This is a genomic window from Arcicella sp. GW822-FHT02H01, assembly GCF_058802005.1.
In genome coordinates, this window is sequence record NZ_JBXANT010000001.1 from 654,880 (window position 1) to 672,307 (window position 17,428).

Annotated in this window: 14 protein-coding genes; 8 read left to right on the plus strand and 6 right to left on the minus strand. The window is 34.8% G+C overall.

Features of this window, described 5'->3' with window-relative positions:
* Positions 1–230 precede the first annotated feature (230 nt).
* The 3 genes from AC1RNE_RS02850 (at position 231) to AC1RNE_RS02860 (ending at position 7,135) form a co-directional block, all read left to right on the plus strand.
* Positions 231–2,420, plus strand: coding sequence for a sodium-translocating pyrophosphatase (locus AC1RNE_RS02850; protein ID WP_492799534.1), 2,190 nt, complete (start codon positions 231–233; stop codon positions 2,418–2,420).
* A gap of 94 nt (positions 2,421–2,514) precedes the next feature.
* On the plus strand, positions 2,515–5,874 hold the full coding sequence (locus tag AC1RNE_RS02855; protein ID WP_492799535.1) for a reverse transcriptase domain-containing protein: 3,360 nt from the start codon (positions 2,515–2,517) through the stop codon (positions 5,872–5,874).
* Positions 5,875–6,736: 862 nt separating this feature from the next.
* Positions 6,737–7,135 (plus strand): hypothetical protein, encoded by a 399-nt coding sequence (locus AC1RNE_RS02860; RefSeq protein ID WP_492799536.1) that lies wholly within the window; start codon positions 6,737–6,739, stop codon positions 7,133–7,135.
* A gap of 184 nt (positions 7,136–7,319) precedes the next feature.
* On the opposite strand, the gene AC1RNE_RS02865 is transcribed toward AC1RNE_RS02860, so the two are convergent.
* Both AC1RNE_RS02865 and AC1RNE_RS02870 read right to left on the minus strand, forming a co-directional pair.
* Positions 7,320–7,514, minus strand: coding sequence for a hypothetical protein (locus AC1RNE_RS02865; RefSeq protein WP_492799537.1), 195 nt, complete (start codon positions 7,512–7,514; stop codon positions 7,320–7,322).
* A gap of 463 nt (positions 7,515–7,977) precedes the next feature.
* Positions 7,978–9,288, minus strand: coding sequence for an SGBP N-terminal domain-containing protein (locus AC1RNE_RS02870; RefSeq protein WP_492799538.1), 1,311 nt, complete (start codon positions 9,286–9,288; stop codon positions 7,978–7,980).
* A gap of 855 nt (positions 9,289–10,143) precedes the next feature.
* Between AC1RNE_RS02870 and AC1RNE_RS02875 the strand changes: the two genes are divergently transcribed.
* Positions 10,144–10,446: a hypothetical protein gene (locus AC1RNE_RS02875; protein ID WP_492799539.1), complete on the plus strand. Its 303-nt coding sequence runs from the start codon at positions 10,144–10,146 to the stop codon at positions 10,444–10,446.
* A gap of 12 nt (positions 10,447–10,458) precedes the next feature.
* Complete coding sequence (locus tag AC1RNE_RS02880) at positions 10,459–11,058, plus strand: hypothetical protein (RefSeq protein WP_492799540.1); 600 nt, start codon at positions 10,459–10,461, stop codon at positions 11,056–11,058.
* A gap of 280 nt (positions 11,059–11,338) precedes the next feature.
* Here the strand turns inward: AC1RNE_RS02880 and AC1RNE_RS02885 are convergent, their stop codons facing one another.
* Entirely contained in the window at positions 11,339–11,971 is a 633-nt protein-coding gene (locus AC1RNE_RS02885; protein WP_492799541.1) for a nitroreductase family protein, read from the minus strand.
* Positions 11,972–12,077: 106 nt separating this feature from the next.
* Between AC1RNE_RS02885 and AC1RNE_RS02890 the strand changes: the two genes are divergently transcribed.
* On the plus strand, positions 12,078–12,434 hold the full coding sequence (locus AC1RNE_RS02890) for a winged helix-turn-helix transcriptional regulator (protein WP_492799542.1): 357 nt from the start codon (positions 12,078–12,080) through the stop codon (positions 12,432–12,434).
* 54 nt (positions 12,435–12,488) lie between these two features.
* On the plus strand, positions 12,489–12,713 hold the full coding sequence (locus AC1RNE_RS02895) for a DUF2798 domain-containing protein (protein WP_492799543.1): 225 nt from the start codon (positions 12,489–12,491) through the stop codon (positions 12,711–12,713).
* Positions 12,714–12,869: 156 nt separating this feature from the next.
* Here the strand turns inward: AC1RNE_RS02895 and AC1RNE_RS02900 are convergent, their stop codons facing one another.
* The 3 genes from AC1RNE_RS02900 to AC1RNE_RS02910 all read right to left on the minus strand — a co-directional run bounded on the left by AC1RNE_RS02900 (position 12,870) and on the right by AC1RNE_RS02910 (position 16,863).
* Positions 12,870–14,579, minus strand: a complete 1,710-nt coding sequence (locus AC1RNE_RS02900; protein WP_492799544.1) for an alpha/beta hydrolase-fold protein — start codon at positions 14,577–14,579, stop codon at positions 12,870–12,872.
* A 114-nt stretch (positions 14,580–14,693) separates the two neighbouring features.
* Positions 14,694–15,842, minus strand: coding sequence for a Na+/H+ antiporter NhaA (gene nhaA, locus AC1RNE_RS02905; protein WP_492799545.1), 1,149 nt, complete (start codon positions 15,840–15,842; stop codon positions 14,694–14,696).
* Positions 15,843–16,329: 487 nt separating this feature from the next.
* Positions 16,330–16,863, minus strand: coding sequence for a DUF937 domain-containing protein (locus tag AC1RNE_RS02910; RefSeq protein WP_492799546.1), 534 nt, complete (start codon positions 16,861–16,863; stop codon positions 16,330–16,332).
* Positions 16,864–16,973: 110 nt separating this feature from the next.
* On the opposite strand from AC1RNE_RS02910, the gene AC1RNE_RS02915 reads away from it, so the two are divergent.
* Positions 16,974–17,402 carry a nuclease A inhibitor family protein gene (locus AC1RNE_RS02915; protein ID WP_492799547.1) on the plus strand — a complete coding sequence of 143 codons (429 nt, stop codon included), beginning with the start codon at positions 16,974–16,976 and terminating at the stop codon, positions 17,400–17,402.
* Positions 17,403–17,428: the final 26 nt, after the last annotated feature.

Here is a 17,428-nt window from a genome sequence, read left to right on the forward strand (position 1 = left end):
AAAATAGCGTTTTTAGCCCATTATCAATTATTGGTCGTAAAAAAGCATCCAAAACACTTCTCAAAAACAAAATTAATTAGAATTAAACATTATTTTATTGTCAGATAGACATTTTAAGTCCAATTTTTTCTTGAAATAGTTTTTTTATAAGAAACTTAAAAATGTATATTTGTAATAGTAGCTATGAATTTTAATCGTAAATCTTAAACTAAAAACCTTCCATTACCATTATGAATGACATTATTTACTTAGTACCAGCCTTTGGAATCGTAGGATTAATCTACACTGCTTGGCGTTTTAGTTGGGTTTCTAATCAGCCCGCTGGCAATGCCGAAATGCAAAAATTATCTGGTTATATAGCAGACGGGGCTATTGCCTTCTTAAAAGCTGAGTGGAAAGTGTTAGCTTATTTTGCCATTCCAACAGCAGTATTATTATTTTGGTTAGGGTCTGATAAAGGCACAGCCGAACATCCCATCCATTCGTCACCCTTGATAGCCGTCGCGTTTTTAATCGGTGCTTTGCTATCGGCAACGGCAGGATATATCGGGATGAAAATTGCTACCAAAGCCAACGTTCGCACGGCAGAAGCCGCCCGCACGTCGCTATCAAAAGCCCTCGACGTATCCTTCACAGGAGGTTCAGTAATGGGCATGGGCGTAGCAGGATTAGCCATTTTAGGTCTTGGGGGCTTGTTTATAGCCTTTTATAATATTTTTGCACAAGGTCAGGCACTCACCTCTGACGAAATGAAAACCGCTATTGAAGTATTAGCAGGGTTTTCATTAGGAGCAGAATCTATTGCCCTTTTTGCCCGTGTAGGTGGCGGTATCTATACCAAAGCAGCCGACGTAGGGGCGGATTTAGTAGGAAAAGTAGAAGCAGGTATTCCAGAAGACGACGTGCGTAACCCCGCCACCATTGCCGACAACGTAGGCGATAACGTAGGCGACGTAGCAGGTATGGGTGCCGATTTATTTGGGTCGTATGTAGCCACTATTTTAGCGACGATGGTACTCGGACAAGAAATTGAGGTAATCGACAATTACGAAGGCTTCTCTCCTGTACTATTACCAATGCTGATTGCAGGCGTAGGTTTGTTAGCATCCTTAGTGTCTACCTTCTTTGTAAAAATTAAAAACGAAACATCATCAGTACAGAACGCCCTTAACTTAGGCAACTGGGTATCTATATTAATTACGTTCATTACTTCGTATTTCTTAGTAAAAAACATCCTGCCCGAAACCCTTAATTTGCGTGGTTTTGAATTTACGTCAAACGGCGTTTTTTATGCCATTGTCGTTGGTTTAGTCGTAGGCGCATTGATGTCGATGATTACAGAATATTATACAGCCATGGGTAAACGTCCAGTATTATCCATCATCGAAAAATCGGGGACTGGTCATGCGACCAACATTATTGGCGGTTTGGCAGTAGGGATGGAATCAACGGTATTGCCTATTATCGTATTGGCAGCGGGTATTATTCTCTCTTACAAATTTGCAGGATTATACGGCGTATCAATAGCAGCGGCAGGGATGATGGCGACAACAGCCATGCAATTAGCCATTGATGCCTTTGGACCAATCGCTGATAATGCAGGCGGTATTGCCGAAATGTCGCAATTACCTCCAGAAGTACGTGAACGCACCGATAATTTGGATGCAGTAGGGAACACCACAGCAGCAACGGGTAAAGGCTTTGCCATTGCTTCGGCAGCGCTTACGTCGTTGGCATTGTTTGCCGCCTTTGTAGGAATCGCAGGCATCAAGGCTATTGATATTTACAAAGCCGACGTATTAGCAGGTTTGTTTGTAGGTGGCATGATTCCATTTATTTTTAGTGCCTTGTGTATCTCGGCAGTGGGTAAAGCCGCTATGGAGATGGTTAATGAGGTACGTCGCCAGTTCCGTGAAATTCCGGGGATTATGGAGTACAAAGCTGAACCAGAGTATGAAAAATGCGTAGCTATCTCTACCGAAGCATCTATTAAGCAAATGATTTTGCCAGGGGCGATTGCCTTGATTACACCTGTATTGATTGGCTTCACTATGGGGCCAGAAGTATTAGGCGGTTTATTAGCAGGCGTAACAGTATCGGGCGTATTGATGGGAATCTTCCAGTCGAACGCAGGGGGTGCTTGGGATAATGCCAAAAAATCGTTTGAAAAAGGCGTCTTGATTGATGGCGTAATGTACTACAAAAAATCAGAGCCACACAAAGCATCCGTAACAGGAGACACCGTTGGTGACCCTTTCAAAGACACCTCTGGCCCATCAATGAACATTCTGATTAAGCTAATGTCTATCGTATCCTTAGTCATTGCCCCTTATATTGCAGTTCATACTACGGGTGTTGGGGCAAAGATTGACAAGAAAGTTGTTCCGATTGTGAAGGTTGTTGAGAATGGGAAGATGTAGGGATTTTGCTGAATGAGTTTATAGGCACCTCCTTTTTAAGGGGGTGTTTTTTTAGATGCAATTATGTTTTGCTTAGTTAATATGCATATTTAAAATGCTTGAAAAAAGATTTTTTTTTAAGCATCAAATTCCAAATTTTAAAGTTTTAAAACGAACATCTATTATGACTAAAATAAAAATAAAAGAGCTAAAAGAAGCTTATATCAAATTCAAAACTCACATTTATCATGATACTACTGAGCTTTTTCAAAGAAGAAAACTTGCTGAATTTGAAACTAATGTTGAGTATGTCCAAAATACTAACTCTATTAGGGTAAAAACAATTGATGATAAACTCCAAGATATTCTTGAATTAATAAATAATCATGAAAAAAAGAAAGGATTCAATAAATTTCTTGAAGAAATAGGATTAACTTATTTACCAAAGAAGTTTAAAAAAAATAATACTCCTGATAATTTTTTAAGTAATAAAAGAGTTGAAGACAAATATGTTCTTGAAAAAATAACTGTATTTGCTGATATCCCTATTGCATTACACCTTGTTGTAATACTCTGGATAACAAAATATGGTTATAAATTAGATTCAAAGCTTGATAAAGGATGCGTTGGTAATCGGCTAATCTTAAATAAAACAAAAAAGGGAGTTATCGAAGGAAGTGGACTATTCAAGCCTTATTTTAGCCAGTACCAAAAGTGGCGAGATGATTCTGTTCAAGAAGCCCAAAGAAAATTACAAAATGGGAATAAGATAGCGTTTATTAATCTTGATATAAAAGACTATTTTTATTCTGTGCGTGTAGATTTTAATGAAATAGAAAAAGTGATTTTTGAAAAAGAGGATAATCTTGATAACTCAATTATTCATAGTATTTTCAAAGAATTTCATGTTCGTTTTACTGAAAAACTTAAAGAAAAAGAATATCCAAATCAATCAATTAGTGATATCGAAGACGATAGAGTAGTACTTCCAATAGGTATAGCATCCTCTTACATTCTTGCGAATTACTATCTAAATGATTTCGATATTAGAATTAGGAAACTAATACCTCACGTATATTACAGTCGTTATGTTGATGATATTATTATGGTAATTGAAAACCCTGATTTTGATTTTCATAAAACAGAAAAAAGTGAAGAAGTACGTTTTAATTTTAGCACATATTTACAAAAAGAAAAAAAAGAACAAAATATAAGTTATGCTAAAAACCAAGAAGAATTCTACGATGAAAATATAGTTCCAATTACAGAAAGATTTATTTTAGAAACATTGTATCCTTTAGTAAAATTAGTAGATTATCCAGAAGTACTTAAAACTAATTTAGATTCTAATAAAAATACTATTACCGATGACAATGAAAAACGTATTTTTAAATTAACCTCAATTGAAGGAGTTTTTTTTCAAGGTGAAAAAACTTTATTATACTACTTTGACAATAATGAGTCAATTGCTGTTATTGATAAATTAAAACAAGAACTAGAAGAAAGATCAAGTGAGTTTAGAGATTTTCCTGAAGAAGGCGGTTTAGGAGATGAATCTTTTGATGAACAAGCTTATCATTTAGTTTTTGATGGAACTGATGGTAAAATAAGGACATTAAAAGATTATAAAGAAAATAGGTATGGATTAAGCGTATTTTTAGCAAATAGAATTTTTGCCGCCCTGAGAATGTCAAAAAAAGTTGACAATAATGAAACAGAGAAGCTTCTTAAATTATTTAAAGGGCTGAATAATTTAGAACATTTTAGACTTTGGGAAAAAGTTTTTACTTTTTTTATTGTCAATAATTCACAAGAAGGTTTTATTGAGTTTTATGAACATTCATTAATTCAAATCAATAAGATAATTGGAAATAATGAAAAGGGAGATTGCATACAAAATTCAAAAATTGAAAAATGGGATATCATTTTATCCCTAATAGAGTATTTTAATATAGCTTTTGAATTATCGTTAGCTTTAAACCCTAACTTTATTAAAAAAGATTCAAAAGCTTATAAAAAACTAGATAATATTCAAAATCAATTAATGGTAGATGAATTTCTAATATTTAGTCTTATAAGTGATTTAAACTTAACTAGCATTGACTCCAAAGAGATTATTAAGTTTAGAACTTCAAATTTAATAAGGCATCATTATGTAACGCATCCTTTAATAAATTACACAGAAGCTTTTATTAAAAATGATTCAAGATTAAGTTTAGTAGATTATCACTTACCAAAACCCAACACTAAAGGGTTGCAAATATCTAACCAAGTAAAAAATATATCTCCTAGACAAGTCAAATTTTGGGAATGCTGTATTTCTGAAACAACAAATACCTTATTAGGAAAAGGAGAACATTTTATAAAAGATAAAGATGCAAGATATCATTACACATCTATTTTCAATGACAATGACAAAAATGATATTCTAAAACAATCATTTGAATTATATAAAAGCATTAATACAATTCATTTTCCTAATCAAAGGCATATAGATGATTTTTGTAAACATAATTATAATCCTATTAAATCTTCAACTGACGAGAAGGAAGTCCTAATTAATGAAATACATATAGGTGAAGACAATGCTTTTAAAAAAAACCCTTCAATATCTATTGCTAATATTAAAGTAAGCTTACCAGATATCGAAGCAAGTATAAAAGGAAAGCCAAATTTAAGTAATAAACGTTATTCTACATTTAGCAAACTTCTTAAAGAATCTAGAAAGGATGAAGCAGACATCATCATTTTTCCAGAATTTTCTGTACCTTATGAATTTGTTCCAAGTCTTGCTAAATATAGTGAGAAGAATCAAATTGCTATTGTAGCAGGATTAGAACATTGGAATGTTAAGAATGTTTGTTATAATTTTATTGTGACAATTATTCCTGTAAAAGTTAATGGAGTAAATGATGCAATTGTGCTTTATAGGTTAAAAAATCATTATGCCCATGTAGAAGAAACAATTATTAGAGGTTTTGGTTATAATGTTCCTAAACCAACTCCATATAGATACGATTTAATAAATTGGCGTAATCTATATTTTACTTCATTTTATTGCTTTGAATTAGCTGACATGTGCCATCGAAGTATTTTTCGTTCTAAAATTGATTTATTAATTGCTTCTGAATGGAATAAGGATACACCTTATTTTTCAAATATTGTTGAAGCTCTTTCCAGAGATTTACATTGTTACATTGCTCAAGTTAATACAAGTCAATACGGAGATTCCAGACTTACACAGCCAACCGACTCTGCAAGGAAAGATTTGATGAAATTAAAAGGAGGTAAAAATGACACGGTATTGGTAGAGGAATTGAATATTGAAAAATTGAGACAATTTCAATTAAAATATTTTGAAAGAATTAAATTAGATAATGATGAAACATTTAAACCAGTTCCTCCTGATTGGAATAGAGAAGATGTAAATAAAAGAATTGAAAATAAAAATATTTTCAAAAAAAATAAAACGTAAAATATCTAATTATAAGTCTTCACACCTTTGTTGGTGAGCTAACATTAACAAGGGTAAAAGTAGGGACGAATCGCATTCGTCCTTTTACATCCATCACCAGCTATTAAACAAATATAAATCAAAAACAGAACGGACATCGAAACGGACGAATGCAATTCGTCCCTACTTAGTCATCCTACTATTCTTGTCTTAGCTCACGGGTATCATTTAATATAAAATATTAGTTTAGTACAATTCCATCACAAATACTACAATACCGCTTTCGCAAACTATTTCAGACTTGACTTACTTTTGTTTTTATTACCTCACTCCTATCTTCATTATTCGAATGCTCACTGTTTTGGATGATACAAAGAATACTTTGTAAAGTGTCTAAGAAACGATTTTATCAATTTGACTTATTTTAAGCAATGAGTAATCTTTCGTGATTCTTATTTTTTAAAAAATAAGTCGACTTGATAAATATTTAGTATTCCATAATAGCTATTAACATTTAATATACTGAAAATCAAAGCTATATTATAAGTAAAAACTTTATATCACTATTTTAATATTTTATAGACTAGCATTTACAATAATTGTACTATTCCAATAAATATGATTTTTTTAATAGGAACTTTCTTGAAAAAGTGAAAATAATTGTCATTTCATGATTGAGTTATCAAATTCCTTTTATAAGTTTACATCGTCAAACAAATGACACGAATAAAGTTCTAAGAATTGAGTTGAAAATTAAAATTAGTATCATTTATTGAGTGACGTCCAGATAGAAAATACTTTTGAATATTGAAAACAAAATCTTAGATAAATACAAATTATCCTTTTAATAAATTTATCGTTAATAACAATAAAATATAAAGTCATGAACAAGAACACAGTTAAAGCATTTATCGTAGCAGTTACTATGGTTTGCTTATCAAACGTAAATACATTCGCTTCAAATCTTGATGAATCTGCTAGCCTTGTAAGAAGCAAAATATCTCAAGTAAATAACTCTTTGAACTTCAACGTTTGGGTTGATAACGTAGCTAGCAAAAAAGTAGTAGTAGTAGTTACTGATGCTGACAAAAACGAAATTCACCGTGAATATGTTGATACTAAAGGTGGTAAATTCGCAAAAACTTTTGATTTCTCTAGCTTAGCTGATGGAAAATATACCATCGAAGTAATTAGCCAAAATGTTAACGTGATTGAATCAAAATCTTTTGAGATCAAAACAAATCTTATCACAAACCGTGACGTAGTTGTAGCTAGTCGTTAATCTTAAAACATTAATGACTATGGTAATACAACTAAACCTCTGTACAATGAATTTAGGGAAGTATGTCTAGCGATATCTTCCCTATTTTTATGCCTATTCGTCTGAACAACTATTGTTAGACGATTAAACCTACCTTAATACATCTACAAATCAAGCTGACATAGACTCCTATCTCGAATGATTATTAATGTTTATTTTTTTTACTGATAAAATTTAATAAAAAAAATATCCCTAATAATATCAAACTACTAATCCCAATTGTCCAATCTGTTTCTGATGGAATTTTATGACCGCTAGCATGTGCCATTAATCCAAAAAGTAAATCCAAGATTAATAATAAGATAGTTATTATTTTGGCAACAGAGATAAGTGTTTTCATCCGTTTTGTTTGTATGTCTCTCGAAACTGTTGCTCACATCAAAGCATTCGTCAAGCAGTGGCTTTACATTGTTCAAACGCTAATACTAATCTTTTAATATGGCAAAATAACACTTGGAATAAGTCGCAAGTAAGAACCTACATATAAAAGACTAATAATAATGATAACAACATAGTATAATTTTTGCTGGGTTTTATTGGCAAAATATATTAAAATAAGCACCTGCAATAAATATAAAGGGAAAAAATACCAATAAGAATCCTTATACATATTACTAGCATAGCCTCCCATCAAAAAGATTAGAAAGAAGTTTAAATACCGAATTACAATAAAACATACAATGTTTAGTAATATAATGATTAGTTTTTTATTCATGATTGATATGCAGTTACAACAATATGATGCTGTATAGAGATAAATGCTGTACGATACAAAGGACGAATGCAATTCGTCCCTACTTGTTTTATTCGTAACTAATAGACATATCCTGAGCAAGGGCGAGTCCTTGATTTACTACAATTCTAGTAATTCTACCTTGTGAATCCAATGTTGGGGTAATATCTGCTTGGTGGGTAGTCGAAGAGAAATCGTATTTTAAAAACCAACCAACGGGCAATATTTCTCCTAAGTACAATATTGTAGTATTAGGATTAGATTCTTGTATTAATAAAAACTGTGTTTGTTTAGTGATTTCCCAAAGTGGGTTTTTTATCTTGGTCCAAGAAGAAATTATATTCACTAAAGACCCATCGTATGTCTCTTTTGCAGCATTATTTTGAACATTCCATTTTATATTTACAAAGGCATCTGAACCAAAATTTGCTTCAGGAGTAAACTTTTGGGTTAATAAACCATTATCGTTGTAAGCCCATCTGGTTTTCCAAGCGGTTATTGTCATTTTGTCTTCACTATAAGAATACGTTTCTGATACCACTGTTCCATCACTATAACTGATTTCAATTGCTGTAATCAAACCATCCTTATTACGTTTAAAGGTTCGCCCTGTAGTTAGTGTCCCATTGTTTTCTACCATTTTTATTAGAACACCCTTATCCCATGTAAGTTTTATAGTCGATTTAATACTTGCTCTTAAAGCATTAGGTATATACGTAATAGAGGTGGGTAAAGTACTGGTTGATACTGGAGCTTCTTTGGTAATCTTGGCCGTATAAACCTGCGTCGTTCCATCTTCGGCAGTAACGGTAAAACTAATGGGCTTGGAAAAATCTAAGATTGTCCCAGAAGCAGGAAAGATGCTGGCTCGTTCCGAAAAGGTAGTGGTGACTTTCAGCTTTGTTATGTCTGCCGGGGCTGGAACGGTTTCAGTGATTATTTTGGTGATAGGGTCAATACTCGCGGTTATTACTGGCGACAAATCATTGAAGGAAAAGCTTAGGATATCTTTCCCTGTGAATTTAGTGCGACTTATCAGTACTTTGTAAGTAGTCGTTGAACCGTCTTCGGCAGTAACGGTGTAAGCCACTTCCTTAGAAAAGTCTTGAGCCTTTCCTGAATTTGGGGTCACCCTCGCTCCTTCCGATACGATAATTGTAGGAGTCAATTTTGTAATATCTACGGTAGCAGGAACCACAGCCGTGATTTTTTTATTGGCTTCATCAATCGTGGCATTGACGGCAGGCGTTAAGCCCGAAAAGCTAAATTTTGTAATGATTTTGTTGGGACTTAATGATACTGTAATTTCTTCATTACAAGCGATTAGCAGTATCAAAACAGGCAAGTAGAAAAATAGGATTTTTGTATAGGTAGATTTCATGATTGTGTAAAATTGGGGTTGTAGTATTATTAATTGTTGTTTTAATAGGAGTAAGTAACACCATGCTAGCTAAGCTTGGAGCAATACGATAAAACATTGTTGGATTTTAACGAGTTGGAAACTCGTTCTACTTATTTTTCGATGAGCGGAATTGATGGATTCATTATAGAGGGTGTATTAAGGTGTAAGTGTGGTACTAAATTACGCATTTTTCAGCTATTATAAAAGTCTTTTGGTAAGTTTTTTCATGATGGCTTGTATAACGTATAATATTAGCGTTACCAAGTTTAAGTGTATTTTTTAGGTTAAGATGACAGTATTTATTAATCGAGAAAACCTTAGTAGTTAGTGGAATTATTTTGTCTAATTATTGACAAAATAATTCCACTCAAAACTGGCAATAATCTTGTTGGCAAGATCACTTTTTTTATCCATTTTGCCTTATTTTTGCTTTGGTAAAAAATACCACAGCACGACAGAAGCAAATACCAGAGCAGTGCAGAAGCAACTACCACAGCACGGCAGAAGCAACTACCACAGCACGGCAGAAGCAAAGACACTATAATAAAACAATAGAAAACTATTAAAAACAGTAAAAACAATAACAACAACAATAATAAAGAAGTTGTTGCTGTTAAAAATATTTTACTTAGATGATTTTTTAAAAAATATATGGTGAAATAAACGCTAGGGCCTAGCCCAAAAATTTGGTGGTAATATTTTGTTTTTCAAAAAAAAATCGCTATTTTTAATGAAAGTTTTACGCACCTAGTGCCCCTCTTGTTTTTTCTAAAAATCAATATTTAAAAAATCTGGACAGACAGTTAAATAAATCCAACTACACACCTTCAAACAATGAAAAATTATATCGCTACTATCATTTTCCTATTTTCATGCTTGCTCACTTTATCAAGTGTTGCTGTTGCTCAAAAGCAGTCGGAAGGCGGATTGTATAACAATACGGTTTATACATTTCCATCTAAAATTGCGGGTAAATCCTATCAGCTCAATATTTCGTTGCGAAGTGATTTTGATAAAAATACTGTGGCGAAATATCCAAATACGTTGTATGGGCTGGATGATCAGTACGACAAAGATTTAATGCAACGTTTTTATGTATCTGCAAAGACTTGCTTTAACTTCCCTATCAAAACTTAACGCGAAGAATATATGTCAGGAATTGACCTTAAAAGAATTGAAGAAAACTATGCTAGTATGTCTGATGAAAAAATTGAGCAGATTGCCTCAAAAGATGCATACGGATTAAGACCAGAAGTCTACGAAATCATAGAGAAGGAAATAAAGAAAAGAAATCTTAACCCTGATTTATTAATTGCTGCCAAAGCTCAGAATCAACAGTTTTCAATAGAAGAGATAGAAAAGTATTCAAATATTTTAAGAAGCTTACCTTGCCCAATTTGTGGCTCTACCACAGAAAAGCTCAATGGCACACTTGCTCATAAAGTAAAAAGCATGATTATTTTAACTTATACTACTGCGGAACCAGTTATTGCTTGTCCTAGTTGTTTAGACAAAACAAATAATAATGCCATTTTTTCATCGCTATTATTAGGTTGGTGGGGCATCCCTGCGGGAGTTTTCAAAACACCTATCGCTATCTATAAAAACTTGAAAGCTCAAAAATATAATGATATGGTAGCGTCGAATCCTGCCATGTTGGCATTTACGGCATCGCATATTGGGGAAATAGAAGCTTTTAAAAACGACCCACAAAAACTAGCACATATTATTCGAGACATGAAAATATAATTTCCTCCTCCGTTAATCCGCATCTAAGAAACTGGGTTTTTGAGTCCAATGATTTAAATTAGGTCTATAAGTTTAAGATTAGTCAACTTTTAAAAAGTTGACTAATCTAACTCAACTCCCAACAAAACAAGTAGGGACGAATTGCATTCGTCCCCATACAAAACAAAACTACCTCCTCATTTTATCAAACAAGGAGGCAATTCTATGGCATTTCAGATTGGTCAACTTTTAAAAAGTTGACCAATCTAACTTAAAGGTTTACCAATCTAATAGTAATCTATTACTTAATCTCAGTAACAAAAGCTTCTTTTGGCGTTCTTACTTTTTTCATATTTGTTAGCCAGTCGTTCGCTTCATCGCGATAACCTAATGGCAAAATCACAGTACTTTTAAGGCCTAGTGCTTCTAATCCTAATAATTTATCTAGTTCGGCAGGGATAAAACCTTCCATTGGTGTAGCATCTACTTGCTGTTCTGCGGCCGCCGCAATCGCCAAACCAAAGGCAATATAAGCTTGTTTTGCTGCGTGTGTAGCGTGCCATTCCTGACCTAGTGGCTCATACATTCCCCACAACATTTTTTTGTAATCATCCATTTGCGTAGCAGGCAACCCTCTTTCGGCGATGGTTCTGGCAAAAACCTTGTCGATTTTCTCTAATGAATAACCGTCCCAAGCAGCAAAAACCAATAGGTGCGAAGCATCCGTTATCTGGCTTTGGTTGAAACCTATTTGTTTTATTTTCTCTAAAAGCTCTTTGTTGGTAATTACGAATACTTCATAAGGCTGTAGTCCTGAGGATGAAGGAGCCAACCTTGTAGCTTCAAGGATATAATCTATTTTCTCTTGAGGAACGACATTGCCGTTCATTTTCTTAGTTGCATAACGCCACTCTAAAGCTTTTAATAATTCCATTTGTTGTCTTTTTAAAAATTCAATGTTATAACACTTAATTATGAACACAAACAATAGTAACTTTGTTACCAAAAGTAACAGTGACAAAAAAGTAACCAACTGACAAATGATGGAAATAGCAGAGAGACCCACCATCAAAGAATGCACCAAGACAATCATGGCAATTCATGACGTAATGGATATTCTGAGTGGCAAATGGAAAGTCTCAATCATCGCATGCCTTTGCTTTGAAAAGAAGCGATATACCGATTTATTAAGGGAAATAAATGGTATTTCAGGCAAAATGCTTAGCCGAGAGCTAAAGGAACTAGAAGTAAATCAATTAATTACCCGCACAGTGATAGATTCACAGCCTATCAGCGTAGTCTATGAAATCACAGAATATGGCGCTACCTTAAAACAGGTAACTAGTGTTATTGCTAATTGGGGACTTGAACACAGAAAAAGAATTATCGGGAATTAGTTCCTAACATTATATTCGAGCGTAGCCTTATTTATTATCCAAACGATTCAACCCATGAAACAAAAACATTTTAAGTATATTAATACCCTTTTTGTAGTAATTCCTATGACTTTGATTATGGCTTTCGTTGGCCTGATGCGTAACTATGGCTTTGGCGAAGACTGGTTTATGAAGTTTTTGAAGGCTTGGAGCGTCATGCTTCCTGTGGCTTATATTGCTGCATTTATTATTATTCCTAATGCTAGAAAATTGGCAGAGAAGGTGGCTTCAAAGCCGTAGATTGGGTATAAACCCCGTGACACCCAGTAGGGACGAATTGCATTCGTCGCTCCCGACAAAAAGGACGTATGCAATACGTCCCTACTGGATAAACAAATATTATTTTTATCAAATTTGAGTATGATGCTCTTTTAATTTAAAGTACGACTAGCCTTATCAATACTTCCAACTAGTCAAATCCGCCCCTTTGGGTGCTGATTGCTCGATACGTTTTAATATTTTAGGAATATACATGGTATTATACCGTAACCTCGAAATATAGTTGGGCTGATTAGGGTCACCATTCCAGCAATGTTCGGCACGGTCGCCATAGGTTACCTCACCGTCATAAGTAGGATTTTTTACTCCTTTCAGATAGTCTTCCATCAGATAGACGGCATTGTTTAGATAATAGTTATCCATGTCGCCACAGTAAATATGGATTTTGCCTTGCAACTTAGGGCCAAGTGTTCCCCAATCCCTTTTTAAGATATGTAGTAAATCGAAATGCTCTTTCCAGTATTCCGCTACCTTTTTATCGATGACGCCTGTCGTCTTATCAAAAATCCTTTGTGGATAGCCATCACTCCCCACTGGCGAATAAACAGCTTCCCAAATATCCCATTGCCCACCCGAACGCGTTTTATCGCCGATGGCTAATTCATGGTAATTCATATCCTCGACACTGCATTTCACTTTTCCCAAATAGTCACGTTTACCCGGAATAGCTGTTCTTTTCCAAGTACTCTCATAATAATAAGCATTAGGATACTTATACAAATCTATCGAAGAGTATGCCTCAAAAGAGATGGGGTCTGGACAAGCCGCAAAACATCCGTTGTATTCGTCAGGATAAAATATTTGTGCCGCCAAGGCTTCCCAACCACCCGTAGAGCCACCATACATAAACCTAGCCCAACCTTGCCCAATACCCCGAAACTGCTTTTCAATATAAGGTATCAACTCATACGTTATGGCATCGCCATAAGGCCCAAGGTTGGCAGAATTTACGGCATAAGAATCATCATAAAATTGATTGGCATGCTGAATTTCAATGATTAACATTCTTGGAAAATCCTTGCTTGTCCATTGCCTATAAAAATTATATTCCTCCTCTTTTACAATTTTGTTGTATCCATAAATATTAAATCGGGCAGAATAATCATCCGTTTTCATATCGGCAGGTGGAGGTGTTTCGCTAAAACCACCGAAATCAGCAGTGAAATGTCCGTGAAGAATGGCTACAGGATAATGTGCTTGGGGATGGGTATCAAAGCCATCGGGAATTAAAATGTTGGCTCCTAGATAAATATCTCTTCCCCAGAATTTACTGAGCAGTTCGCTTTTCATTTTAATATGCTTGATATACTTGGTGTCTTGGGGCGCAGGAATGGGCGGAACTTCTTTGTCTATTTTTAGTTTTATTACCTGATTACTGGCTTTTTTCAAGGTAATTTTTACAGGAGTACTATAGATATTCCCTGGGGCTTCATTAAACTGCTGCCCTTCACCCCTTTCCATGGGTAGCTTAACGGTATGACCGTCGGCTCTGTGAAAAGTTTCGTATTTGTGTAGCAAAACCTGTGCATAATATATGCCATCTGGAATTTGCTTGATGCTTCTGATAGGATAACCGAAAGCTTTACTATCTATCAATTGGGCTTGGTTGGACTTCCAGTTATCTACGTTTATTCCAAACATTAACTGACTGTCGGCTTCATCGCTAATTTGTTTGCGGGGTTCTTTTTTATCGTTGTTCGCAATAAACAACATCAGCCTGCCATCCAAGGGAGTTTTACTAAGGCTTTCGCCATAAGTAACAGAAAACTGTTGAGCTTGGCTTATAGAAGAGCAAATGAGCAATAAGAATAAAAGTAGCTTATTCATAGTAAAGTCGTTGAAGATGAAAGGATTACTATAAAACTATCTAAATATTTTCATAACAAAAAGCAGACTCCCTAAAAAAGAAAATATTATCAATCCTTGGTCTGTAGCACAACGTTAGTTTTTCTTTATCTTAGTATTCAAAGCACTATAAATGGCAATAAAACCAATAAAGGCTGCCATAAGTGAAGCGATAAGAATCGTAATTTTTGAACCGTTTTGAAGGTGAACATCATTAAAGGCGAGTAAGGTAACAAAAATAGACATCGTAAATCCGATTCCTCCTAGAAAACCAACACTCATGATAAGTCTCCAATTCAAGTCATTTGGTAACTTACAAATACCCAACATGACTGTTAAGAAACTCACTAAAAAGATGCCTATGGGCTTGCCTAAGACTAGTCCTAAAGAAATTCCCAGACTATAGTTTTGCGTAATAATTTCTGTCAAGTTAGTATCTACCATGATAGCCGTATTGGCTAAAGCAAATAAAGGGAGAATGATAAATGCTACTGGTTTATGGAGGAAATGCTGTAAGGTATAAGATGGTGATGTTTTACTGCCATTTTCAAAGGGAATGGCAAAGGCTAAAAGCACGCCTGTGATGGTGGCATGAACACCTGAGTGTAACATAAAATACCACATCCCGATACCACCAATTAGGTAGGGAAATAAACTTTTAATCTGCAAACGGTTCAGTATAAACAAGCCCCCTAAAATACCCATTGCAATCAATAAATTTAACCAAACAATAGTGGTTGTATAGAAAATAGCAATTACGATAATTGCACCCAAATCATCAATGACAGCTAATGCGGTAAGAAATACTTTTAAAGAATTAGGCACTTTGTTGCCCAACAAAGATAGAACACCCAAGGCAAAAGCAATATCTGTAGCCATTGGAATACCTGCTCCAGATTGAGTAGCCGTACCAAAATTAAATAGTAGGAATATTCCAGCAGGTACTATCATTCCTCCGAGTGCTCCAAAAATAGGTAATAATGCATCTTTGATATTTGATAATTCCCCAATATAAATTTCTCTTTTTAATTCTAAGCCTATTAATAAGAAGAAAATCGTCATTAAGCCATCGTTAATCCAAAATTCAACACTTTGTCCTGCCAACATAGAATGCCAGAAATGTGAATATGTATTTCCAAAAGCTGTATTGGCTAACGTTATTGAAATAATAGTACAAGCAATAAGTGTTAAACCTCCCGACTTTTCACTTTCAGAGAAGTCTTTAAATATTTTTGTTATTTTCATGTATAAGGATTTTTAGGCAACAGCAACGTCTTAACCTAGGGGGCGGACGTATGCCATACGTCCTTACTAGTTGTTTGGTAAACAAATGTTACTTATGGCATGACTTCCGATTTATTGGTGACTATCTAAAAACTTACCAAGTAATGTCATGAGTAATATTTAAAATGTACCCTCAATATTGTTTTCTATTAGCTGGAGACTTAAGTCATACTGATTACCCTCATCTTTTAAAAAGTTGAAATGTAAATGTTATTATTGATTAAATTGATTGAAATGGGCTTAAATAGCCTTTCAAACCGAGCGTCGGTCGCCTCATCCCCCAGCCCCTTCTCCTTCAGAGAAGGGGAGCAGACTCTGGGTCTTAAAGCTCTCCTCTCTGAAGGAGAGGGGGTGGGGGTGAGGTTGTTATACATTGATTATCAGCAAATTAGATACTTATGGGTAATCAATATGACTTAAGTCACCTGCTAATAGAAAGGGCATAGCCCTATTTCCCAAAAAGCCCACCAAGCATTCCACCAATTCCGCTACCTCCAGCATCACTACCCGATTGTCCGCTCATGAATTTTCCAGCAATATTCTTTACATCATTCATATCCAAATTGCCGTCGGCCAAAGCACCTGTGATATCATTCATGTTAAACGAAGTATCATTAGGGTCGTTTGTTTTAGTAATCAGACTATTCATTACCTTTGGCAATACCTGCGAAACAATGCCAGCAGCCGCAGTTTTGTCTAAGCCAAATTTTTGCATCAAGCTACCAATGGCTTGTTGTGCGATATTTGCCACGATAGGGTTAGTCATCAAGCTACCTGCATTCAAGCCCGTTTGTCCGCCTAATAGGCTAGTTAAAGCACCCATGCCTCCCTGTCCGCTTAGGGCTTGGTTTTTCAAGCCATTCGTCACCGAGGTCATGATAGTTTGCATGGCATCTTGGTTTTTTTCGTTAGGTATAGCAGGATTTTTAACGATAGCTTCCTGAGAATGATCTTTGATAAGACCCATCAATTGTTCTAACATAGGGAATTGTTTTTATCAGTTTTAAAAAATTTTGAGTGCAATTATAGACAGATTTTTCTAATTTCAACCATTATTATGGAAGATTTCTAAATACTAAAAGAAACAAAGCAATGCTTGAAACAACCTCAGATAATAACACAGTGAATACGCTGAAAGAACAGATACTGCCTTTAATTGATGATTTACGCTACCCTAGCGAGTCGGACGAGGCCGTTGAGTATTTCGAGATGGAATATACTACTTCCGAAAGTATTGGTATCCAAGACTTTAAGCTATTTAATGGCATTGTACCCGACAAATCTATTGATAGCATCACAGTTGAGGATTTCTTTGCGCCATTGACTAAAGTGGAAGACTGGTTTGGTGAAGAAGAAAAAAAATACGTGGACGATGCCTTAAAACTACAAGCCCTGCTGACCGAGCACCTAAAAGACATACAGGTATTAAAAGTAGGCGAAGTAGAAATTGGCGTATATTTATTCGGAATTTATGAAGAAAATAAATGGGCGGGTGTAAAGACAATTATTATAGAAACGTAAACTATTAGGCTTTAGGCAATAGGCTG